The organism is Kosakonia sacchari SP1, assembly GCF_000300455.3.
Lineage (GTDB): Bacteria > Pseudomonadota > Gammaproteobacteria > Enterobacterales > Enterobacteriaceae > Kosakonia > Kosakonia sacchari.
Genome location: NZ_CP007215.2, coordinates 2,533,956 through 2,551,915, shown reverse-complemented (window position 1 = coordinate 2,551,915; position 17,960 = coordinate 2,533,956). Strand labels below are relative to the sequence as shown.

At 57.6% G+C, this 17,960-nt stretch carries 17 protein-coding genes; 2 read left to right on the top strand and 15 right to left on the bottom strand.

Annotation, left to right across the window (positions count from 1 at the left end; genetic code table 11):
* Nucleotides 1-168: a hypothetical protein gene (locus C813_RS47310; protein WP_156773073.1), complete on the bottom strand. Its 168-nt coding sequence runs from the start codon at nucleotides 166-168 to the stop codon at nucleotides 1-3.
* Between the two features lie 106 nt (nucleotides 169-274).
* Between C813_RS47310 and C813_RS35025 the strand changes: the two genes are divergently transcribed.
* Nucleotides 275-805 (top strand): flavodoxin, encoded by a 531-nt coding sequence (locus C813_RS35025; RefSeq protein WP_017456737.1) that lies wholly within the window; start codon nucleotides 275-277, stop codon nucleotides 803-805.
* A 30-nt stretch (nucleotides 806-835) separates the two neighbouring features.
* On the opposite strand, the gene nifM is transcribed toward C813_RS35025, so the two are convergent.
* From nifM to nifH, 14 genes are all read right to left on the bottom strand, one after another.
* Nucleotides 836-1,621, bottom strand: coding sequence for a nitrogen fixation protein NifM (gene nifM / locus C813_RS35020; protein WP_017456738.1), 786 nt, complete (start codon nucleotides 1,619-1,621; stop codon nucleotides 836-838).
* Nucleotides 1,618-2,061, bottom strand: a complete 444-nt coding sequence (locus C813_RS35015; RefSeq protein WP_017456739.1) for a nitrogen fixation protein NifZ — start codon at nucleotides 2,059-2,061, stop codon at nucleotides 1,618-1,620. Before C813_RS35015 ends, nifM begins: the two co-directional genes overlap by 4 nt.
* Complete coding sequence (locus C813_RS35010) at nucleotides 2,058-2,315, bottom strand: nitrogenase-stabilizing/protective protein NifW (RefSeq protein ID WP_017456740.1); 258 nt, start codon at nucleotides 2,313-2,315, stop codon at nucleotides 2,058-2,060. Before C813_RS35010 ends, C813_RS35015 begins: the two co-directional genes overlap by 4 nt.
* Nucleotides 2,316-2,317: 2 nt before the next feature.
* Complete coding sequence (nifV, locus tag C813_RS35005; RefSeq protein ID WP_017456741.1) at nucleotides 2,318-3,463, bottom strand: homocitrate synthase; 1,146 nt, start codon at nucleotides 3,461-3,463, stop codon at nucleotides 2,318-2,320.
* Between the two features lie 9 nt (nucleotides 3,464-3,472).
* The gene (gene nifS / locus C813_RS35000; RefSeq protein ID WP_017456742.1) at nucleotides 3,473-4,666 is read right to left on the bottom strand and encodes a cysteine desulfurase NifS; all 1,194 of its coding nucleotides are present in this window, start codon (nucleotides 4,664-4,666) and stop codon (nucleotides 3,473-3,475) included.
* Between the two features lie 32 nt (nucleotides 4,667-4,698).
* Nucleotides 4,699-5,523: a Fe-S cluster assembly protein NifU gene (gene nifU, locus C813_RS34995; RefSeq protein WP_017456743.1), complete on the bottom strand. Its 825-nt coding sequence runs from the start codon at nucleotides 5,521-5,523 to the stop codon at nucleotides 4,699-4,701.
* Between the two features lie 206 nt (nucleotides 5,524-5,729).
* Nucleotides 5,730-6,188 carry a NifB/NifX family molybdenum-iron cluster-binding protein gene (locus C813_RS34990; RefSeq protein WP_017456744.1) on the bottom strand — a complete coding sequence of 153 codons (459 nt, stop codon included), beginning with the start codon at nucleotides 6,186-6,188 and terminating at the stop codon, nucleotides 5,730-5,732.
* Complete coding sequence (gene nifN, locus C813_RS34985; RefSeq protein ID WP_017456745.1) at nucleotides 6,175-7,560, bottom strand: nitrogenase iron-molybdenum cofactor biosynthesis protein NifN; 1,386 nt, start codon at nucleotides 7,558-7,560, stop codon at nucleotides 6,175-6,177. Before nifN ends, C813_RS34990 begins: the two co-directional genes overlap by 14 nt.
* 10 nt (nucleotides 7,561-7,570) lie before the next feature.
* Nucleotides 7,571-8,944: a nitrogenase iron-molybdenum cofactor biosynthesis protein NifE gene (gene nifE, locus C813_RS34980; protein WP_017456746.1), complete on the bottom strand. Its 1,374-nt coding sequence runs from the start codon at nucleotides 8,942-8,944 to the stop codon at nucleotides 7,571-7,573.
* 156 nt (nucleotides 8,945-9,100) lie between these two features.
* Entirely contained in the window at nucleotides 9,101-9,763 is a 663-nt protein-coding gene (locus C813_RS34975; RefSeq protein WP_017456747.1) for a NifB/NifX family molybdenum-iron cluster-binding protein, read from the bottom strand.
* Between the two features lie 11 nt (nucleotides 9,764-9,774).
* Nucleotides 9,775-9,993: a putative nitrogen fixation protein NifT gene (nifT, locus tag C813_RS34970; protein WP_017456748.1), complete on the bottom strand. Its 219-nt coding sequence runs from the start codon at nucleotides 9,991-9,993 to the stop codon at nucleotides 9,775-9,777.
* Nucleotides 9,994-10,033: 40 nt separating this feature from the next.
* Nucleotides 10,034-11,596, bottom strand: coding sequence for a nitrogenase molybdenum-iron protein subunit beta (gene nifK, locus C813_RS34965; protein ID WP_017456749.1), 1,563 nt, complete (start codon nucleotides 11,594-11,596; stop codon nucleotides 10,034-10,036).
* Nucleotides 11,597-11,651: 55 nt separating this feature from the next.
* Nucleotides 11,652-13,100 (bottom strand): nitrogenase molybdenum-iron protein alpha chain, encoded by a 1,449-nt coding sequence (nifD, locus tag C813_RS34960; protein ID WP_017456750.1) that lies wholly within the window; start codon nucleotides 13,098-13,100, stop codon nucleotides 11,652-11,654.
* A 16-nt stretch (nucleotides 13,101-13,116) separates the two neighbouring features.
* The gene (gene nifH, locus C813_RS34955; RefSeq protein WP_017456751.1) at nucleotides 13,117-13,998 is read right to left on the bottom strand and encodes a nitrogenase iron protein; all 882 of its coding nucleotides are present in this window, start codon (nucleotides 13,996-13,998) and stop codon (nucleotides 13,117-13,119) included.
* Nucleotides 13,999-14,367: 369 nt separating this feature from the next.
* Here nifH and nifJ point away from each other — a divergent pair, with 369 nt between their 5' ends.
* The gene (gene nifJ, locus C813_RS34950) at nucleotides 14,368-17,880 is read left to right on the top strand and encodes a pyruvate:ferredoxin (flavodoxin) oxidoreductase (protein WP_017456752.1); all 3,513 of its coding nucleotides are present in this window, start codon (nucleotides 14,368-14,370) and stop codon (nucleotides 17,878-17,880) included.
* Nucleotides 17,881-17,960 lie beyond the last annotated feature (80 nt).

Sequence of the window (17,960 nt, the reverse complement as noted above, 5' to 3'; positions counted from 1 at the left end):
TCAGGCACGTATAACCATGCAAAGAGTGCGCCTTTTGGCCCATAACCCGACAAAACCTTGATCCAGATCGGTATTCAGCGCGATATCAGCGCCAAAGCCGCGCCCGGCGCGCATCAGCGAGGAGAGACCCGGCGAAAAAAAGCGCCAGGCTGGTGCATTAATAACCATTCTGGTGCAGGTTCTGCCCGCGACCAAAACTGGCACACTCTTCGCAATATCAGACACGTTCACCGCATTTCCCGGCGGGATCTCTTTTTCAACAGGAGCGTGTGTTATGGCAAATATTGGTATTTTTTTCGGCACCGACACCGGCAAGACCCGCAAAATCGCCAAACAGATCCACCAGAAACTGGGCGGGCTGGCAGATGCGCCGGTCAATATCAACCGAACCGATGTAGACACTTTTCTCTCGTATCCGGTGCTGGTATTAGGCACTCCGACACTCGGCGACGGGCAACTGCCGGGGCTGGCTGCCGGTTGCGAGGATGAGTCCTGGAGTGAATTTGTCACCCAACTGCAAGGCGAAAGCCTGCGTGGTAAAACGGTGGCGCTGTTTGGTCTGGGCGATCAGGTGGGTTATCCGGATAATTTCGCCAGCGGCCTGCGTCCGCTCTACGACACGCTGAAAAGCTGCGGAGCGAAGATGGTCGGCCACTGGCCCAATGAGGGATATACCTTTGGTTCATCGTCCGCGCTCGAGGCGGATAACTTTATCGGTCTGGTGCTGGATCAGGATAACCAGTACGACCAGACCGATGAACGCATCGAAGCGTGGCTGGAGACGCTCAAACCGTTGATCCTCTAATGTCTGAAGCCCGGTTGATAACCGGGCTTTTCAGCTCGCCTGTAATAACGCCGCCAGCCACTGGCGTTGCCACTGCTGTTGGGACTGACGGAACAAATACTCCCGCGCTTTCGCCAGCGCGTCTGCCTTCGCCATCAGTGCCGGTTGGCGGATCTGTTCGCACCATAACAAATGCCAGCCCAGCGCCGTTTCGACCGGCTGGCTGACCTCGTCCGTTTGCAGCGCAAACAGCGCGTTTTCCAGTTCCGCAAAGAGCAGGCCACGGCTTACCCAGCCCAGACGCCCACCTTCCAGCGCGCTGGGGCAGTGTGAATGGCGCGCCGCCAGCCGGGGAAAGGCCGCGCGGTTATCACGGATTTGCTGATAAAAACGGGTGATCTGGTTTCTTATTCCGGCGGTGTTTTGCTCTGTGGTCAGCAGCAGGTGCGAGGTTAAGCGTTGTTCCGGGCGCATAAATTGCGCCTGATGTTGCTGATACCAGCGCAGAACGCACGCGTCGTCCGGGACGGGGGCTTTGCTGGCAACCTCGGCAAACTGCGTTTCCAGACGGGCATGATGCGCAATCACCGCCTGGCGCTCGGCAGGGGAAAACGGGCTTTCATCAAGCTGTACGGCCAGCGATGTGGCTACGGCATGATGCAGATCGTCAGGAATGGTTGCGTCGCGCGTCATCGCCACGACCGCCAGTTCAAGCTGGCGCTGGCGCGCCCAGGCGCGGTCAAATGCCGGTTGTCGTGCTGCCGGGATGTTTTCCGGCTCGCAGTGCCAGCGGGTCAGTGCCAGCCGTCGGCGGGCGAAACGCTCCCACGCCATCATTGTGGCGTCTCCAGCAAGATCATGGCGCTGGCGGGAACCTGAAACCAACGCCCGGAAAAGGTGACAGTGTAACTCTCTGCGTTATCTCCCTGACCTGTGGCGGTGATTTGCCCTTGTTCTCCGGCGGTTACCACGATGTTATCGCCGATGGCCAGCGCGTGGCGGCAGGCGATCGTATCACCGTACTGGAACTGCCCGCCGTGCCACGGCGCGGAAATCGGCAGCAGTTCTTGCTCGCGGCAGCCGACAATCAAACCGCAGTCGGGAAAATGGATTTGATAAATCATTTTTTCCAGCAGAAAAGTGCCCCATTCGCGGACAAAACCCGTGCTGCCCCGGCGTACCAGCAGATCGCCGCGCCGGTAACCCGGCATGGTGCCATCGTTGCGGATAGTGCGGCTCACACGAACTTCCTCACCGAAGGCATACAGTGGTTTCATAATGTTTGCTCCGTTGTACAGTGTTCGTAACTTTCCGCCAGTAGTCTGCGCGCCAGTAACCAGGGTTCGCGGGGAGTGGTTTCGAGCAGATTACGCAGCGGCACATTATTGCGCAGGCGCTGGTGAAATTCGCGCAGTACCGGCAGACAGCAACGGCGCAGCGTCTGCGGTTCATAAGGCACGGAGAAAAAGGTAAAAAAGGACTCGGCGCTGTCGAGTTCAGCCACGCCGGGGATCTGATAAAACCACTCCATCTTTAGCTCCTCGCCAGATGCGGCGCGCTTGTGCCACACAGTGTGGTGTAAAGCGCAATCAGTTCATCGTCTTGCGGTATGCGTTTTCTGCTTTCCGCCACGCGGCGAATGGCGGGCAACAGCAGGTCGACTTGCAGGGCGTTAAGGTGGTAGCCCAGCCGGGTAAACACGCCTTCCACGGCCTGGCGTCCGGAGTGCTTACCGAGCACCAGCCGGTATTCGCGCCCGATCAGCGCCGGGTCGATGGCCTGGTAGCTTTCACGATCGCGCAGCAGGGCGGCGACATGCACGCCGGACTCGTGGGTAAATACCTGCGCGCCAACCAGCGGTTGCTGTGGGTCAATGGGCCGCAGGGCAGCATCGGCGACCTGCTGGCAGAGCATCGGTAATTGCGTGAAATCCACACCGCTGTCCAGATCCAGACAGCGGCTCAGCCCGAGTGCGACGGTTTCCAGCGCGGCGTTTCCGGCGCGTTCGCCAAGCCCCAGCACGGTCGTATTGACACTGGTTGCCCCGGCGCGTACCGCCGCCAGCGTATTGGCGGTCGCCATACCGAGATCGTTATGGGCGTGCATCTCAATTTCACCAGACCAGTTTTGACGCAGGGCGCTGATACGCTGAGCGGTGGTGAAAGGGTCGAGCAGGCCAAGGGTATCGGCAAAACGCAATCGCTGTGCGCCTGCGCTGCGGGCGACGTGGGCAATCTCCGCTAATGTCCAATCGCTGGCGCGCGATGCGTCCTCACAACCAATACAGACCTGTAACCCGTGCTGTCGCGCATGGGTAATCAGCGTAGCCAGCTTATCCAGCACGACCGGCAGCGGTTCGCGCAATTTGTACTGGCGCAGCTTGTCAGAAGCCGGCAGCGAGATATCCACCCAGTCCATACCGAGATCGGCGCTCTGGGTGATTTCGTCGGTGTTCATGCGACACCAGGCCATGAGCGTGGCGTCAGGCAGTTGCTGGCGCACGTGTTGCATTCGCTGGCGTTCTTCGCCGCCCATCGCCGGGGTGCCGACTTCCAGCGCGGTCACCCCGGCGGCAAACAGCGCTTCGGCAATAGCGATTTTCTCGCTGGCGCGAAAGGCAACACCGGGGCTCTGCTCGCCGTCGCGCAGCGTGGTGTCATTGATCACAACCCTGGACATGTCGCCACCTTAGCCGTAAACCGGCGTAAAGGTGGCGGGGGGCTGGCCGTCCTGCCAGTACGGTGAAAGCGCGCGGAGACGGGTAATAATGGCCGGCAGCGTCTCTATCACATAGTCGATCTCTTTTTCCCGCGTATAGCGCGAGAGTGAAAAACGAATACTGCCATGCGCCGCAGTGTAGGGAATGTTCATGGCCCGCATCACATGCGACGGTTCCAGCGAACCCGAGGTGCAGGCGCTACCGCTGGAGGCGGCGATCCCGGCCTGGTTGAGGAGCAGTAAAATGGCTTCCCCTTCGATAAATTCGAACGCCAGGTTCGCCGTGCCGGGGACGCGGGGTTGATCGCCGCCCATCACCATCACTGACGGCACCTGTTTCACCAGTTCGTCTTGCAGGCGATCGCGCAGGCTGGCGATGCCCGCGCTACCCGGCAGGTGGATCTGCGCCAGTTCGCACGCCGCGCCCATGCCGACAATCCCGGCGATATTCTCCGTACCGGCGCGGCGACCGCGCTCCTGATGCCCACCGCGCAACAGCGGTCGAAAGCGGGTGCCACGGCGCAAATAGAGGCAACCCACACCTTTCGGCCCGTGCAGTTTATGCGCCGAGCAGGAGAGCATATCGATCTGCGTACGGGCGATATCTAGCGGGATTTTGCCCACCACTTGTACCGCGTCGCAGTGAAACAGCGCGCCATATTCCTGCGCCATCGCCGCCATTTCGATCACCGGAAACAACACGCCGGTTTCATTATTCGCCCACATAACGCTGACCGCCGCCACACGCGTGCTCAGTACGCGGCGATACTGTTCCATATCCAGTGCGCCGCTGGCATTCACACCAATGCGATGGATAAGGTAGCCCTGGCGTTCCAGATGTTCACACACGGCGAGAGTGGCCGGATGTTCAACGGCGGTGGTAATAATCTCCCGGCGCTCTGGCATCAGCTCAACGCAGGCGTGCAGTGCGGTGCTGGAGGCCTCGGTCGCACAGGAGGTGAAGATGATTTCGCTACTGTGATCGGCCCCCAGTAGCGCGGCGACTTGCTGACGGGCGCGTTCAAGCGCGGCGCGGGAGGCGGTGCCAAAGTCGTGAATCGACGACGGATTACCGTAATGTTCGGTTAAGAATGGCATCATCGCTTCCAGCACCATCGGGTCGATACGGGTGGTGGCGTTATTGTCCAGATAGACCTGTTTCATAGTTTCTCCCCCATCGGTTGACATGTGGTGGCTCAGGCGGCCACAACGTCCATATAACAGCCGGTACGCTCCATCAGTTTTTGCTGGAGCCAGGCGAGCGTCATGTCGGTCATCATGCAGCCGCTGCAACTGCCGGAAAGGCTTACGGTCACGGTGTGATTGTTGACGCTAAGCAGCGACATATCGCCACCATCGGCCTGGATATGCGGGCGTAATTCGGTGATCGCGTCGACGACCTCCTGCCAGTGCGGATCGTTCTTTGCAGCGACAGTAATGGCGGCCTGCGGGTGTTGGGCGAGAATATCGGCCAGCGCCAGTTCAATTTTTTCATGGCACGCGGTGCAGCCGCCGCCCGCTTTGGTGTAGTTGATCACCTCTTCAAGGGTGGTCAGGCCGTTGCTCAGCACTGCCCGGCGAATTTGTCCCTCATCGACGCCGAAACATTTGCAAATCAACGCGCCTTCTTCGTGCTCATCTTCCAGCGTTTCGCCACGGTAGTGGGCAATCGCCGCTCGCAGCGCCTCCTGACCCATCACCGAACAGTGCATTTTTTGCGGCGGCAGGCCATCGAGGTAATCCGCAATCTGCTGGTTGGTTACCTGCTCGGCCTGCGCCAGCGTGCGGCCAATAATCAGCTCGGTGAGCGCGGAAGAGGAGGCAATCGCGCTACCGCAGCCAAACGTCTGAAATCCGGCTTCGAGGATGGTTTCACTTTGCGGATCCACGCGGAGCATCAGCCGCAGCGCATCGCCACAGCTTAACGATCCCACATCGCCCACCGCGTTGGCGTTATCCACGACCCGCGCGTTACGGGGATTAAAAAAATGATCTTTCACTTTCTCGGAGTAATTCCACATGTGCCTGGCTCCCAGGAGAGATGACGGAAAGCGCCGTGGCGCATTTCACCGCCTCAATCAACGGCGGGTGATGACAACCAAGCAAAAGCAGTACCAGATGGGAAAAGCGTTATATTTCAATGTGGTAAATTTAAAGGCCAACATAAAGCCCGGCACTGTGTCGCGATTTTATGTTGGCTTTGTCACACAACCGACATGGCGTGTGGCTAACGCTCATCCTCGTCCTGCCACGTCTGCTCCTGGAGCATCCGGGCGAAGCGTTGCGGGTTGCGGGCGGTTTTGCGCTGCTCTTTGTCATACCAGTAGTGCTGGATTTCCTGCAACAACCCGGCAATGGTGGTCGCTTGCGGTACGCGAACCGCACGTACACCGATTTGCAAAAGCTGGCGAAAAACCGCTTCGCCAATCGCCACGCAGTAGAGCGTGACGCAATCTTCCAGCGCGTGAATGCGACAATCGAGTTTCTCTTGCTGGTGCCCGGCGAGCACAGAGAAATCCACCACCCGCAACAGCGTGACGTCGTGCTCTTTCACGCCATAGATCACCAATTTTGGCGTGGCGCCAAAGTGTTGATCCACATGGTGATAATCCGAACTGGCAAAGGCGACTTTCATTGACCATTCGCCCTGGCAAATGGTGCTGAACTGACGATTAACATGCGGCATACCGATCTCCTGGCGTAACGTTGTCGCCGAAGCGCTGACGCAGCGGCGAGCGGTAGGTTGCAAGCGGGCGATGGCGTTCGCGCATCACATTCGCCAGCTCAAACAGCGTGTCACGAATGCCGCTATACCCCTGGCGCAGCCGACGAAACTCCCCCAGCCGGTCATACACCGGAAATCCGGCGCGGATAAGTGACAAATCAAATTGCGTGGCGAGATCGGCGGCATGAGAATTCGCTACCAGTAACGCGGCGGGTGTCACGCAAAGCCGATCCTGCATATCTTCCAGATCGCCGATGACCACGGTTTCAACCGGCAGATTTTGCAACCCAGGCTGGCTGATCGGTGCGACAACCGGTCCGGGGATCATGCCCTGACTGCGGGCGAAATCGCACCATGCCGCCAGGTGATCGCCTTCTGCTGCCATGGCGATAGCCGCACCCTGCAACCACATATGGCTATCGATCATCGCATCCTGCACTTGCCCGCGCTGGCGCTCAATCCATGCGGGGACGTCGCGCCCGGAGAGGGTTTTCAAGCGATGGATAAACGTGTCGCACGCCTCAAGCGTCATCAGATGAGGCAGGGTGATCACCTCGCCCCGGCTGCGCTGCGCCAGTAACGCTGCCGCACGGCCCAGCGAGTTGCCAATCACAAAGGTGGCCAGGTTTTGTCCCATTTGTTCAATCATGCGCAACGATGTTCCCCCCTGAGTGACAGGCGAAAAATCACCGTCTGCCAGATGCCCGTCCAGAGACTGCGACAGATCCGGCACAATCACCGGTTGCAGACCGAATGCTTCAACATAACTGCGCAACAGTTCGATATCGCCCGGCGTCACTAAATGGCTGACCAGCAGGTTCACCCGGCGGTTGCGCAGGCTGGCGGCGGGCTGTGCGGGTACCCACTGTTCAATCATGCTTTCCAGCACGGCGCTGTAGCCGTTTTCCAGCGAGCCGTAGAAATCCGGGGTGTTGACGGTGAGCAGCGCCACGTTTTTATGGCGCGGAAAATCATCACGAAACTGGCGCACCACTCGCGAAATATCGCTGCCCTGGGCTTCTGACAGCCCGGTGCTGAGCAGCACAATGGCTTTCGCGGCGTTGCGCTGGCAGAGAACATTGAGCGCGGTAAAAATGTTTTCATCGGCGCCCATAATAGTGGAAGTCGGATCCATCGCCGTCGATTGCAGCGGGATCGGGTCGTGAAAATGTTGAATAAAAAACACCTTCGCGAACGCACTACATCCCTGTGCGCCGTGTACCAGCGGTATGCACTGTTCGACACCCAGGCTTGCGAGGATCGCCCCCAGCGGCTGGCCGCTTTTAATCGGGCTGACCGCCAGCGGTTTTTTACTACGAAGAATTTCGGCCATTTAACGCTCCTTATTGCCACGGCGCGCGGGCATGCGTTTGCGGCCAGACCGGGCTTTCCAGGGTCTGACAAAGTTGTTCGGCAAGCATGATGATGCCGCGATAACCGGCAAAGGCGTGCTCACGCTCCTGGTTGATATCAAGAAAGGGCAGACGCGCTTTATAGGCGGTGTACATGTTGCGACCGCCTGCGATCATCATGTCGGCTTTGCAGCGATAAACCACATCCAGCAAGGCGCGGGCGTTGCCTTCATCCAGCATGATGGCGTCATCGCCCATCAGTTCACGGATGCGCTGTTTATCCTCTTCGGTGGATTTGCGGGTTCCGGTAGCGACGACCGTCATGCCGAGATCCTGCAGTGCCGAAACCACCGACCAGGATTTAACGCCGCCGGTATAGAGCAGTACTTTCCTGCCGCGTAAACGTTCGCGCAGCGGTGCCAGTGCCTGTTCTGCTGCGTGTTCCTCACGCGTGATTAGCTGTTCGGTGCGCGCCATTAAATCGCTATCGCCGGTGAGTATTGCCAGCTGGCGCAGGGCATCAGAAGTGGCGCGAACGCCATAAAAACTACCTTCAAACCACGGCGTACCGTAACGTTGCTCCAGCGATCTGGCGACATTAATCAGTGCTCTGGAGCAAACCAGCATATTGACCTGCGCACGGTGCAGCGTCTGGATCTCGGCAAAGCGCCCATCGCCGGAAAGGGTCCCCAGGACGCGAATACCCAGCTCATCAAGCAGTGGCTGGATATGCCAGAATTCGCCGGCGATGTTAAATTCGCCTATCAGGCCAATATCATGGCGGTGCGCCGGGGCAAAAGGGGTGTTTCCCGGCCACGGCGCGGGTTCGCGTCCGCCGATGACTTTTTTCACCATCACCTCGCCCGCCAGGCGGTTTCCGAGGTTTTTGCTACCGTAAAAACCGGCCACATCAACGGCAATCACGGGCACACCGGTGGCGGTCGCTGCGGCCTGGCAGACGGCTTCAATGTCATCGCCTTCCATTGCCGGAACGCAGGTGTTGTAAATAAATACCGCCGCCGGATGATAGCGGTCGACAATATGGCGCACCGCGTGAAACAGCCGCCGCTCGCCGCGTCCCATGATGACATCCTGCTCGTTCAAATCGGTGGTGAATCCAAGCCGGTTAATCCGCGGGCCGGAACTCAGGCTGCCGCGGTTATCCCATGAGCTACCGGCGCAGCCGATCGGGCCATGTACCAGATGCGCCACATCGGAAAGTGGCAGCAGGGTAATCTGTGCGCCGTCGAAGGCGCAGCCTCCGGCAGTCGCACCGGGTTTGGGCGCGCTACAGCCGGATTTCTGTTTATGGTTATGCTCGCAGGCAGGTTCATCGAGCAGGGCCAGGATGTCGTTCCCCTTCATCATCACCTCATTTTCTGGTTGGGTTAGCGTTAACGGTGCAAATCGCAAGCCAGAAAAGAGTGATTGATTTTTAAGGGGAAAGTGTTGTGTGCTTTGTGACAAAACAGACAATTGGCGCAATGCCCACGCCAAAAAACGCCCCCATCAGGGGGCGGTTTAAAACACCCGCGCTTCCAGCGGATTAGCGCGTTCCAGCCGTTTCGCCAGCCACGGCGGTAACGGCCCGGCCAGCAGGTTCTGGATGGCGGTGCACTGGGACAAAATGGTATTGCCTGGGCACACTTTCATCGGGTGAATATTATGACGAATCAGCCGTGCGGCTGCCGGGCCGCCGATCGCTTCACAAAACAGCAAATGGCAGTCGTGGAGTAACTGCGCGCGGATGTCATTCGGTTCCTGATTTTGCGGGTGAGAAGGGTAGCGGCGCAGGTCATGTAACCAGCCGCCCTGATCATCAAACCCGTAAATAAAGAAAAGCCGCCCCTGGCCGAAATGACCATTGATGGTTAGCCCATCCTGTGAGCAGAAGGCGACAACCAATTGCGGACGGCGGCTTTTGGCTTCCTGCACCTGCAAATGCGCAGGCAGTTCGCCGCGCAGGCAGGCTTTAACCCGCGCCCAGCGACCGTTGGACATCAGGGCTTCCGCATACGGAAAATGGGCTTCAAGTTGCGGTAATTCGAGTGCTGCCAGCCCATTGGGTGTCAGCACTTCATCACTGCTGTGGGTGAGCCAGGCCATGATTTGCGCGGGTTGCAGCTCCGGCAGGCACTGAAACAGCGCCAGCATCCGCCAGAACAGCGTATCGTTGTCGGACATTGCTCACCTCCTTATACCTGTGCGTCGCGGGTGGCACGCAGACTGAGCGGAAAAGCAGGGCGGCCGGGTTGCAGATTGACGTAATAACGGCGTCCACCTTCAAGTTCAAGCGCGCCGCCCCAGTGTTCCGGCGTGTCGTGTTCAACCTGTAACACGCGGGCTTCGAGATCCTGTTTCGCGATATAACAATAGAGATCCGCGCCGCGCTGGCGAAGAATAATGACCGGCATAGAGCCTCCCTGGCCCCGCGTGGCGCGGGGCATGTGATGGTTAACGGATAAGATCGAAGCTGTAGTCGGTTTTTCCGAGCTTGATGGTCTCTTTGTCCACTTTCTCCAGTACCGCATTCACCAGCGTAGTGAGAATGCTCATCGCGCCCTCGTAGCCCCAGGTGGTCTGGCGGTGCAGATGGTGGCGGTCAAACAGCGGAAAACCGAGGCGGATCAGCGGAACTTCAAACTGTTCGCCTTTGGCTAAGGTGTCGCGCTGAATAAACTTGCCGTACGAGTTGCCAATCATAAAATCCGGCTGGCGGGTAAACATCAGCGAGCGGAAATGCCACAAATCGCAGTTGATAAACACTTCGCTCTCCTGGCCGTACGGTGAGGCGTCGAGCATTTTCTTCATCGCTTTCTGCCAGCGTTTGTTACCGTTATGACAGAGGATAACGGTCGGTTCGCAGCCCAGCTCCAGCAGGAAACGGGTCAATCCCATGACAAAATCCGGGTCGCCAAACAGACCGAATTTTTTACCGTGCAGCCAGGTGTGGGAGTCGAGCATCATATCGACCAACCGCCCACGTTCCAGCGCCAGTGAATCGGGAATGGCCTTGCCGGTTAACTGGCTAATCGCCATCAATAATTCATCCGTTCCTGCCAGCCCAACGGGAACAGAAACCTCGGTGGCGGGCTGATTCCACATCTCCTGCACCACTTTTTTGCTTTTCACCAGTTGCCAGGGTTGCAACAACAGCGTGTCGATAGCGTCCGGCGCCTCGCGCATCTCTTGCTGCGTCGTCCCGCCCGCGTACATCTGATAATGCCCGTTGGCAGGGGTATCCAGCACTTCCGATGGATCGGAGAGCACACTCGCCGGCACCTCCATTTGCGCCATCATGCGTTTCAGCACGCGGAAATTGCCGAGATAGGTTTCAAACCCGGTCACCAGGTTGAGGCGTGAAAGTTTACCGGGCTGTGCCTGATGGTCTGCCGTAAAGGTACGGGCAAAACCTTCAAACATGTTGTCCCAGCCGGTGATATGGCTGCCGATAAAACTGGGGGTGTGCGCGTAGGGCACGGGGATGGCGGCATCGAGAAAACCATCTTTTTTAGCGTTGGCGATAAAAGCCTGCAAGTCATCACCGATCACTTCCGCCATACAGGTAGTAGAAACGGCGATAATCTCCGGTTTATACAGCGCGCTGGCGTTTTGTAGCCCGGTATTGAGGTTGTTATTCCCGCCGAACACGGCCGCGTCTTCCGTCATCGAATCCGACACGCAGGCCACCGGTTCTTTGAAGTGGCGGTTAAAGTACGTACGGAAATAGGCCACGCAACCCTGTGAACCGTGCACATACGGCAGGGTGTTGGCAAACCCCAGCGAACAGAGCACTGCGCCCAGCGGCTGGCAGGCTTTTGCCGGGTCGATAGTCAGCGCTTCGCGTTTAAAGTTCAGCGCTTCGTATTCCGGGGTGGTGGTCCATTGAAACACTTCCTGCACCCGCTCCGGCGAGTGCGCCTCTTCGAGTGCGCGTTTACCGGCAAACAGCGTCTGGTAGGCATCCTGTTCAAACAGGGGATGGCAATTCTGTATTTTCTCAGCAGTCTGGCTCATGGTGTTCTCCTCCCGCGCCACAAATCGGTGAACAAACGGGATAACAGGATAAAAATCAGGCGGATTTCAGCCACGGCGCGGTCAACTGGCCCCACGCGGGGTTGTTGAGCGTCATATCCATATCGCGGGCGAAGATGGCGAAGCCGTCATAGCCGTGGTACGGGCCGGAGTAATCCCAGGAGTGCATCTGGCGAAACGGCACGCCCATTTTCTGAAAGATGTATTTCTCTTTGATGCCGGAACCGATGAGATCTGGTTTCAGCGCGTTGACGAACGCCTCCAGCTCATAGCTGCTGGCATCATCAAATAGCAGCGTGCCCTCTTTCAGATCCGGCAGGGTGCGGTCGTAATCATCGTTATGACCAAACTCATAACCGGCGGCGATGATCTCCATTCCCAGATCTTCATAGGCGCCAATCACATGGCGCGGACGTAGCCCACCCATATAGAGCAACACTTTGCGACCCTCCAGACGTGGGCGATATTTGGCGATAATAGCGTCGTTCTGCGCCTGGTATCTGGCGATCACCGCTTCGGCGTTGGCGCGAATGGTGTCGTCGAACAGGTCGGCGATTTTGCGCAGCGATTCCGCGATTTTCGTCGGGCCAAAGAAGTTGTATTCCATCCACGGAATACCGTGCTTCTCCTCCATATGGCGCGAGATGTAGTTCATCGAGCGGTAGCAGTGCACCAGATTCAGTTTGACGAACGGCGTGTTTTCCATCTCCACCAGCGTACCGTCGCCGGACCACTGTGCCACCACCCGTAAGCCCATCTCTTCGAGCAAAATGCGCGAGGCCCAGGCATCGCCACCGATGTTGTAATCGCCGATGATCGCCACATCGTAAGGTGTGGATTCGAACGGTTTGCCTTCGCGGTTATCCAGCACCCAGTCGCGGATCACATCGTTGGCAATATGGTGACCGAGGGATTGCGACACGCCGCGAAAGCCTTCGCAACGCACCGGAATAACCGGTTTGTTGATGGCTTTGCGACTGGCGTTAGCGACGGCTTCTATGTCATCGCCAATCAGGCCGACCGGGCATTCCGACTGAATCGAAATGCCTTTGGTCAGCGGAAACAGTTCTTCCAGCTCTTCAATCAGTTTGGCGAGCTTTTTGTCGCCGCCAAACACGATGTCGCGCTCCTGGAAGTCGGAGGTGAAGTTGAGCGTGCCGAAGCTGTCCACGCCGCTGACGCCGGTGTAGTAGTTACGCCGCCCGGCGCGGGAGTACTGGCCGCAGCCGATTGGGCCATGCGAGATATGCGCCATATCCTTGATTGGCCCAAATACCACCCCTTTCGATCCGGCATACGAGCAGCCGCGCACGGTCATCACGCCCGGCTGCGATTTGCGGTTAGAGATGATGCACTTACCGACGCTTTCCTGCTCCGGGTCCGTCACCATCATGTGTTTTCTGCGTTCTTTGCGCGTCTTCTCCGGGAAAACTTCGAGCACCTGCTCGATGATCTCCAGGTTACGTTCGCCTGTTGCATTGCTCATGGATGTGCTCCTGTGGTCAGACGGCGTTTTCTTCGGCGGCGGTTTTACCAATGATGCTGGCGTCTTCCACATCCATAATGCCGAACTCCATCAGCAGTTCTTCCAGTTCATCCATGGTGCAGGGGGTTGGCACCACCATTTTGGTGTTGTTGACGATTTTGCTGGCAAGGCTGCGATATTCGTTGGCCTGATTGCAGGTCGGGTCATATTCGATAACCGTCATACGGCGGATTTCCGCACGCTGCACAATGTTGTCGCGGGGAACAAAGTGGATCATCTGCGTGCCGAGTTTTTCCGCCAGCGCAATGATGAGTTCATCTTCGCGGTCGGTCTGGCGCGAGTTACAGATCAGCCCGCCGAGGCGCACTTTACCGGATTTGGCATATTTCACGATGCCTTTGGAGATGTTATTGGCGGCGTACATCGCCATCATTTCGCCGGAGCAAACGATGTAGATCTCCTGCGCTTTGTTTTCACGAATCGGCATGGCGAAACCACCGCATACCACGTCGCCCAGCACGTCGTAGAAAACAAAATCCAGATCCGGAACGTAAGCGCCTTCTTCTTCGAGGAAGTTAATCGCGGTGATCACGCCACGACCGGCACAGCCCACACCTGGCTCCGGCCCACCGGATTCCGCGCAGCGCACGCCGCCGTAACCGATTTGCAGTACGTCTTCTAATTCCAGGTCTTCGACGGAGCCGACTTCGGCGGCCATCTCCATAATGGTGTTCTGCGCTTTCGCATGCAGGATCAAACGCGTGGAGTCGGCTTTCGGGTCGCAGCCGACAATCATGACTTTCTTACCCATCTCCGCCAGCGCGGCGACCAGGTTCTGTGTGGTGGTCGATTTGCCGATCCCACCTTTGCCGTAAATGGCGCATTGACGCATGGTCATGGTGTTTCTCCTGTTGGTTATGTGTTTGCCACATCACCTTGTGCAGGGAACATACCAGCCATGCCATATTGATTAATCTTTTGATTCTTATGGGTTTACGGTTTTGTCGCGGCGAAGGGAAGGAACAAAGAGTTCACAATCAGCTGACCAATTGTACGAAACAGCACAATTCTGTTTGCGGCTAACGCCTGTACTGCAAGGCGTGACACTTTGTCGGCAGTTCAACAAGCTGTCGCGTCCGCTGTCTTATTCCCCGCAATCCCTTTCCGGCTCCGGTCACTAATTGCCTGTATTCAATAAAAAAACTGAGATGGCACAGGCTGTGCAATAGCGAGGGCATCACCACCTCTTAGAACCGAGGAACGAGCAATGTCCGGAAAGATGAAAACGATGGATGGCAACGCAGCGGCAGCCTGGATCTCCTATGCCTTTACCGATGTCGCGGCGATTTACCCGATTACGCCCTCCACGCCGATGGCGGAAAACGTCGATGAGTGGGCGGCGGCGGGTAAAAGAAACCTGTTTGGTCAGCCGGTGCGTTTAATGGAGATGCAGTCGGAAGCGGGGGCGGCAGGCGCGGTACATGGCGCGCTACAGGCCGGGGCGCTCACCACCACCTACACCGCGTCGCAGGGATTGTTATTGATGATCCCTAATCTGTACAAAATCGCCGGTGAACTGCTGCCCGGCGTGTTTCACGTGAGCGCGAGGGCGCTGGCGACAAATTCGCTGAACATTTTTGGCGACCATCAGGATGTGATGGCGGTGCGCCAGTGCGGCTGCGCGATGCTGGCCGAGAGCAACGTTCAGCAGGTGATGGATCTCTCAGCGGTGGCGCATCTGTCGGCAATCAAAGGTCGTGTGCCGTTTATCAACTTTTTCGACGGGTTTCGTACCTCGCACGAGATCCAGAAAATCGAAGTACTGGAGTATGACGAACTCGCTCCGCTGCTGGATAGCGATGCGCTGAACCGTTTTCGCCGCAATGCGCTGAACCCGGAACATCCGGTGATCCGCGGGACGGCGCAAAACCCGGATATCTACTTTCAGGCGCGCGAAGCGGCTAACCGCTATTACGATGCCTTGCCGGAAATTGTCGAAAACTATATGGCGGAGATCTTTGCCCTTACCGGGCGGGAATACCATTTATTTGATTACTACGGCGCGGAAGATGCCGAACAAATCATTGTGGCGATGGGCTCGGTGTGCGACACCATTTCGGATGTCGTGGACGCGCTTTGCGACAGCGGCGAAAAAGTCGGTCTGCTGACGGTACATTTGTTTCGCCCGTTCTCGATGGCGCATTTCTTCGCCAGGATCCCGCCCAGCGTGAAACGCATCGCGGTGCTCGATCGCACCAAAGAGCCCGGTGCGCAGGCCGAGCCACTATGTCTGGATGTGAAAAATGCGTTTTATCACCATGATAACGCGCCGTTAATTGTCGGCGGTCGCTACGGACTGGGCGGTAAAGATGTGTTGCCGGGAGATATTGTCTCGGTGTTTGAAAACCTGAAAAAACCGCTGCCAAAAGATGGCTTTACGCTGGGTATTTATGACGACATCACCCACACCTCGCTGCCGCTGCCTGCCTGGGACGTAGAGGTTTCACGCGAGGGGATCACTGCCTGTAAATTCTGGGGGCTGGGGTCGGATGGCACCGTCAGCGCCAATAAGAGCGCGATTAAGATAATCGGTGACAACACGCCGATGTATGCGCAAGCCTATTTTGCGTATGACTCGAAAAAATCGGGCGGCATTACCGTGTCGCATCTGCGTTTTGGCGAACGGCCCATCACCTCGCCGTATCTGATCAATAAAGCCGATTTTATTGCCTGCTCGCAGCAATCGTATGTCGATAAATATGATCTGCTGGAAGGATTAAACCCCGGCGGGACATTTCTGCTCAACTGTACCTGGTTTGGCGAAGAGCTGGAGGCGAGACTGCCCAACGCGATGAAACGTTACATTGCGCGCCAGGGGATCCGTTTTTATACCCTTAACGCGGTGGATATCGCCCGCAGGCTGGGGTTGGGTGGGCGTTTTAATATGCTGATGCAGGCGGCGTTTTTTAAACTGGCGGGCATTATCGAACCCCAAACGGCGTCGCGTTATCTGAAGCAAGCCGTGGAGAAATCTTACGGGCGCAAAGGCCAGAAAGTGGTGGATATGAACAATGCCGCTATTGATCTTGGCATGGAGGCACTGCAGGAAGTGATGGTGCCGGAGCGCTGGGCGTGGCTGGAAGATAATGTCAGCGAAGATACGCGCCCGATGCCGGATTTTATTCGCGATATTCTTGAACCAATGAATCGCCAGTGCGGCGACAAACTGCCGGTCAGCGCCTTTATTGGCCGGGAAGATGGCACGTTCCCACCCGGCACCGCCGCCTGGGAGAAACGCGGTATTGCTATGCAGGTGCCGGTCTGGAACCCTGAAGGTTGCACCCAGTGCAATCAATGTGCGTTTATTTGCCCGCATGCGGCGGTGCGACCGGCGCTGCTGGATGAGGCCGAGCGGCAAGCTGCACCGACTACGCTGTTGAGCAAACCTGCGCAGGGAGCAAAAGGGTATGAATACCATCTGGCGATTTCACCGCTGGACTGCTCCGGGTGCGGTAACTGCGCGGATATCTGTCCGGCAAAAGGCAAGGCGCTGACCATGCAACCGCTGGAGAGCCAGCAGGCGATGGTTCCCGTTTGGGATCATGCGTTAGGTCTATCGCCCAAAGCCAATCCTTTCAGCAAAACCACCGTCAAAGGCAGCCAGTTTGAAACACCGCTGCTGGAGTTTTCCGGCGCGTGCGCCGGGTGCGGAGAGACACCGTATGCACGGCTTGTCACGCAACTGTTTGGCGACCGCATGATGATCGCCAATGCCACTGGCTGCTCGTCAATCTGGGGCGCCAGCGCGCCGTCCATTCCGTGGACGACAAACCATAAAGGTCAGGGACCGGCGTGGGCGAACTCGTTGTTTGAAGATAACGCCGAGTATGGCCTTGGCATGATGCTGGGTGGTCGCGCAATACGCGAACAGATCGCCAGCGATGCGCGAAACGCGCTGGAGTTACCACTCGGCGCCGATCTTGAGCAGGCGCTGCGCCAGTGGCTGGAGCATAAAGATCTCGGCGATGGGACGCAGGCGCGCGCCGGGCAGCTTAGCGCGTTACTTGAACAGCAGAAGGGCGATGACCCGCTGCTCAATCGGCTGTATCAAAACCGCGACTATTTCGCCAAGCGATCGCAGTGGATTTTTGGCGGCGACGGCTGGGCGTATGACATTGGCTTCGGCGGGCTGGATCACGTGCTGGCCTCCGGTGAGGATGTCAATATTCTGGTGTTTGATACCGAGGTTTACTCCAATACCGGCGGGCAGTCGTCAAAATCCACCCCCGCGGCCGCCATCGCCAGATTTGCCGCTGAAGGCAAGCGTACGCGCAAAAAAGATCTCGGCATGATGGCAGTTAACTACGGCAATGTGTATGTCGCGCAGGTGGCGATGGGCGCGGATAAAGCCCAGACGTTGCGGGCGATTGCCGAGGCAGAAGCCTGGCCCGGACCGTCGCTGGTGATTGCCTATGCCACGTGTATCAACCACGGTCTAAAAACCGGTATGGGATGCAGTATGCGCGAGGCGAAACGGGCGGTTGACGCGGGCTACTGGCATTTATGGCGCCATAACCCGCAACTGCTGGCAAAAGGGAAAAATCCGTTTATTCTCGACTCCGACGAGCCGGAAGAGGATTTTCGCGAGTTTCTGCTCGGCGAAGTCCGCTATGCCTCGCTCGAACGCATCTCACCTTCCCTGGCCGAACAGCTATTTGCCCAAACAGAACAGGATGCGAAGCAGCGTTTTGCCCACTATCAGCGGCTGGCAGGAGAGTAAGACGCTGAAGCCCGGCGGTGCAGCGACCGGGCTGATATACATCCGCAGAAGATATTGCGAATAAGCTTTTTCTGCCAGCG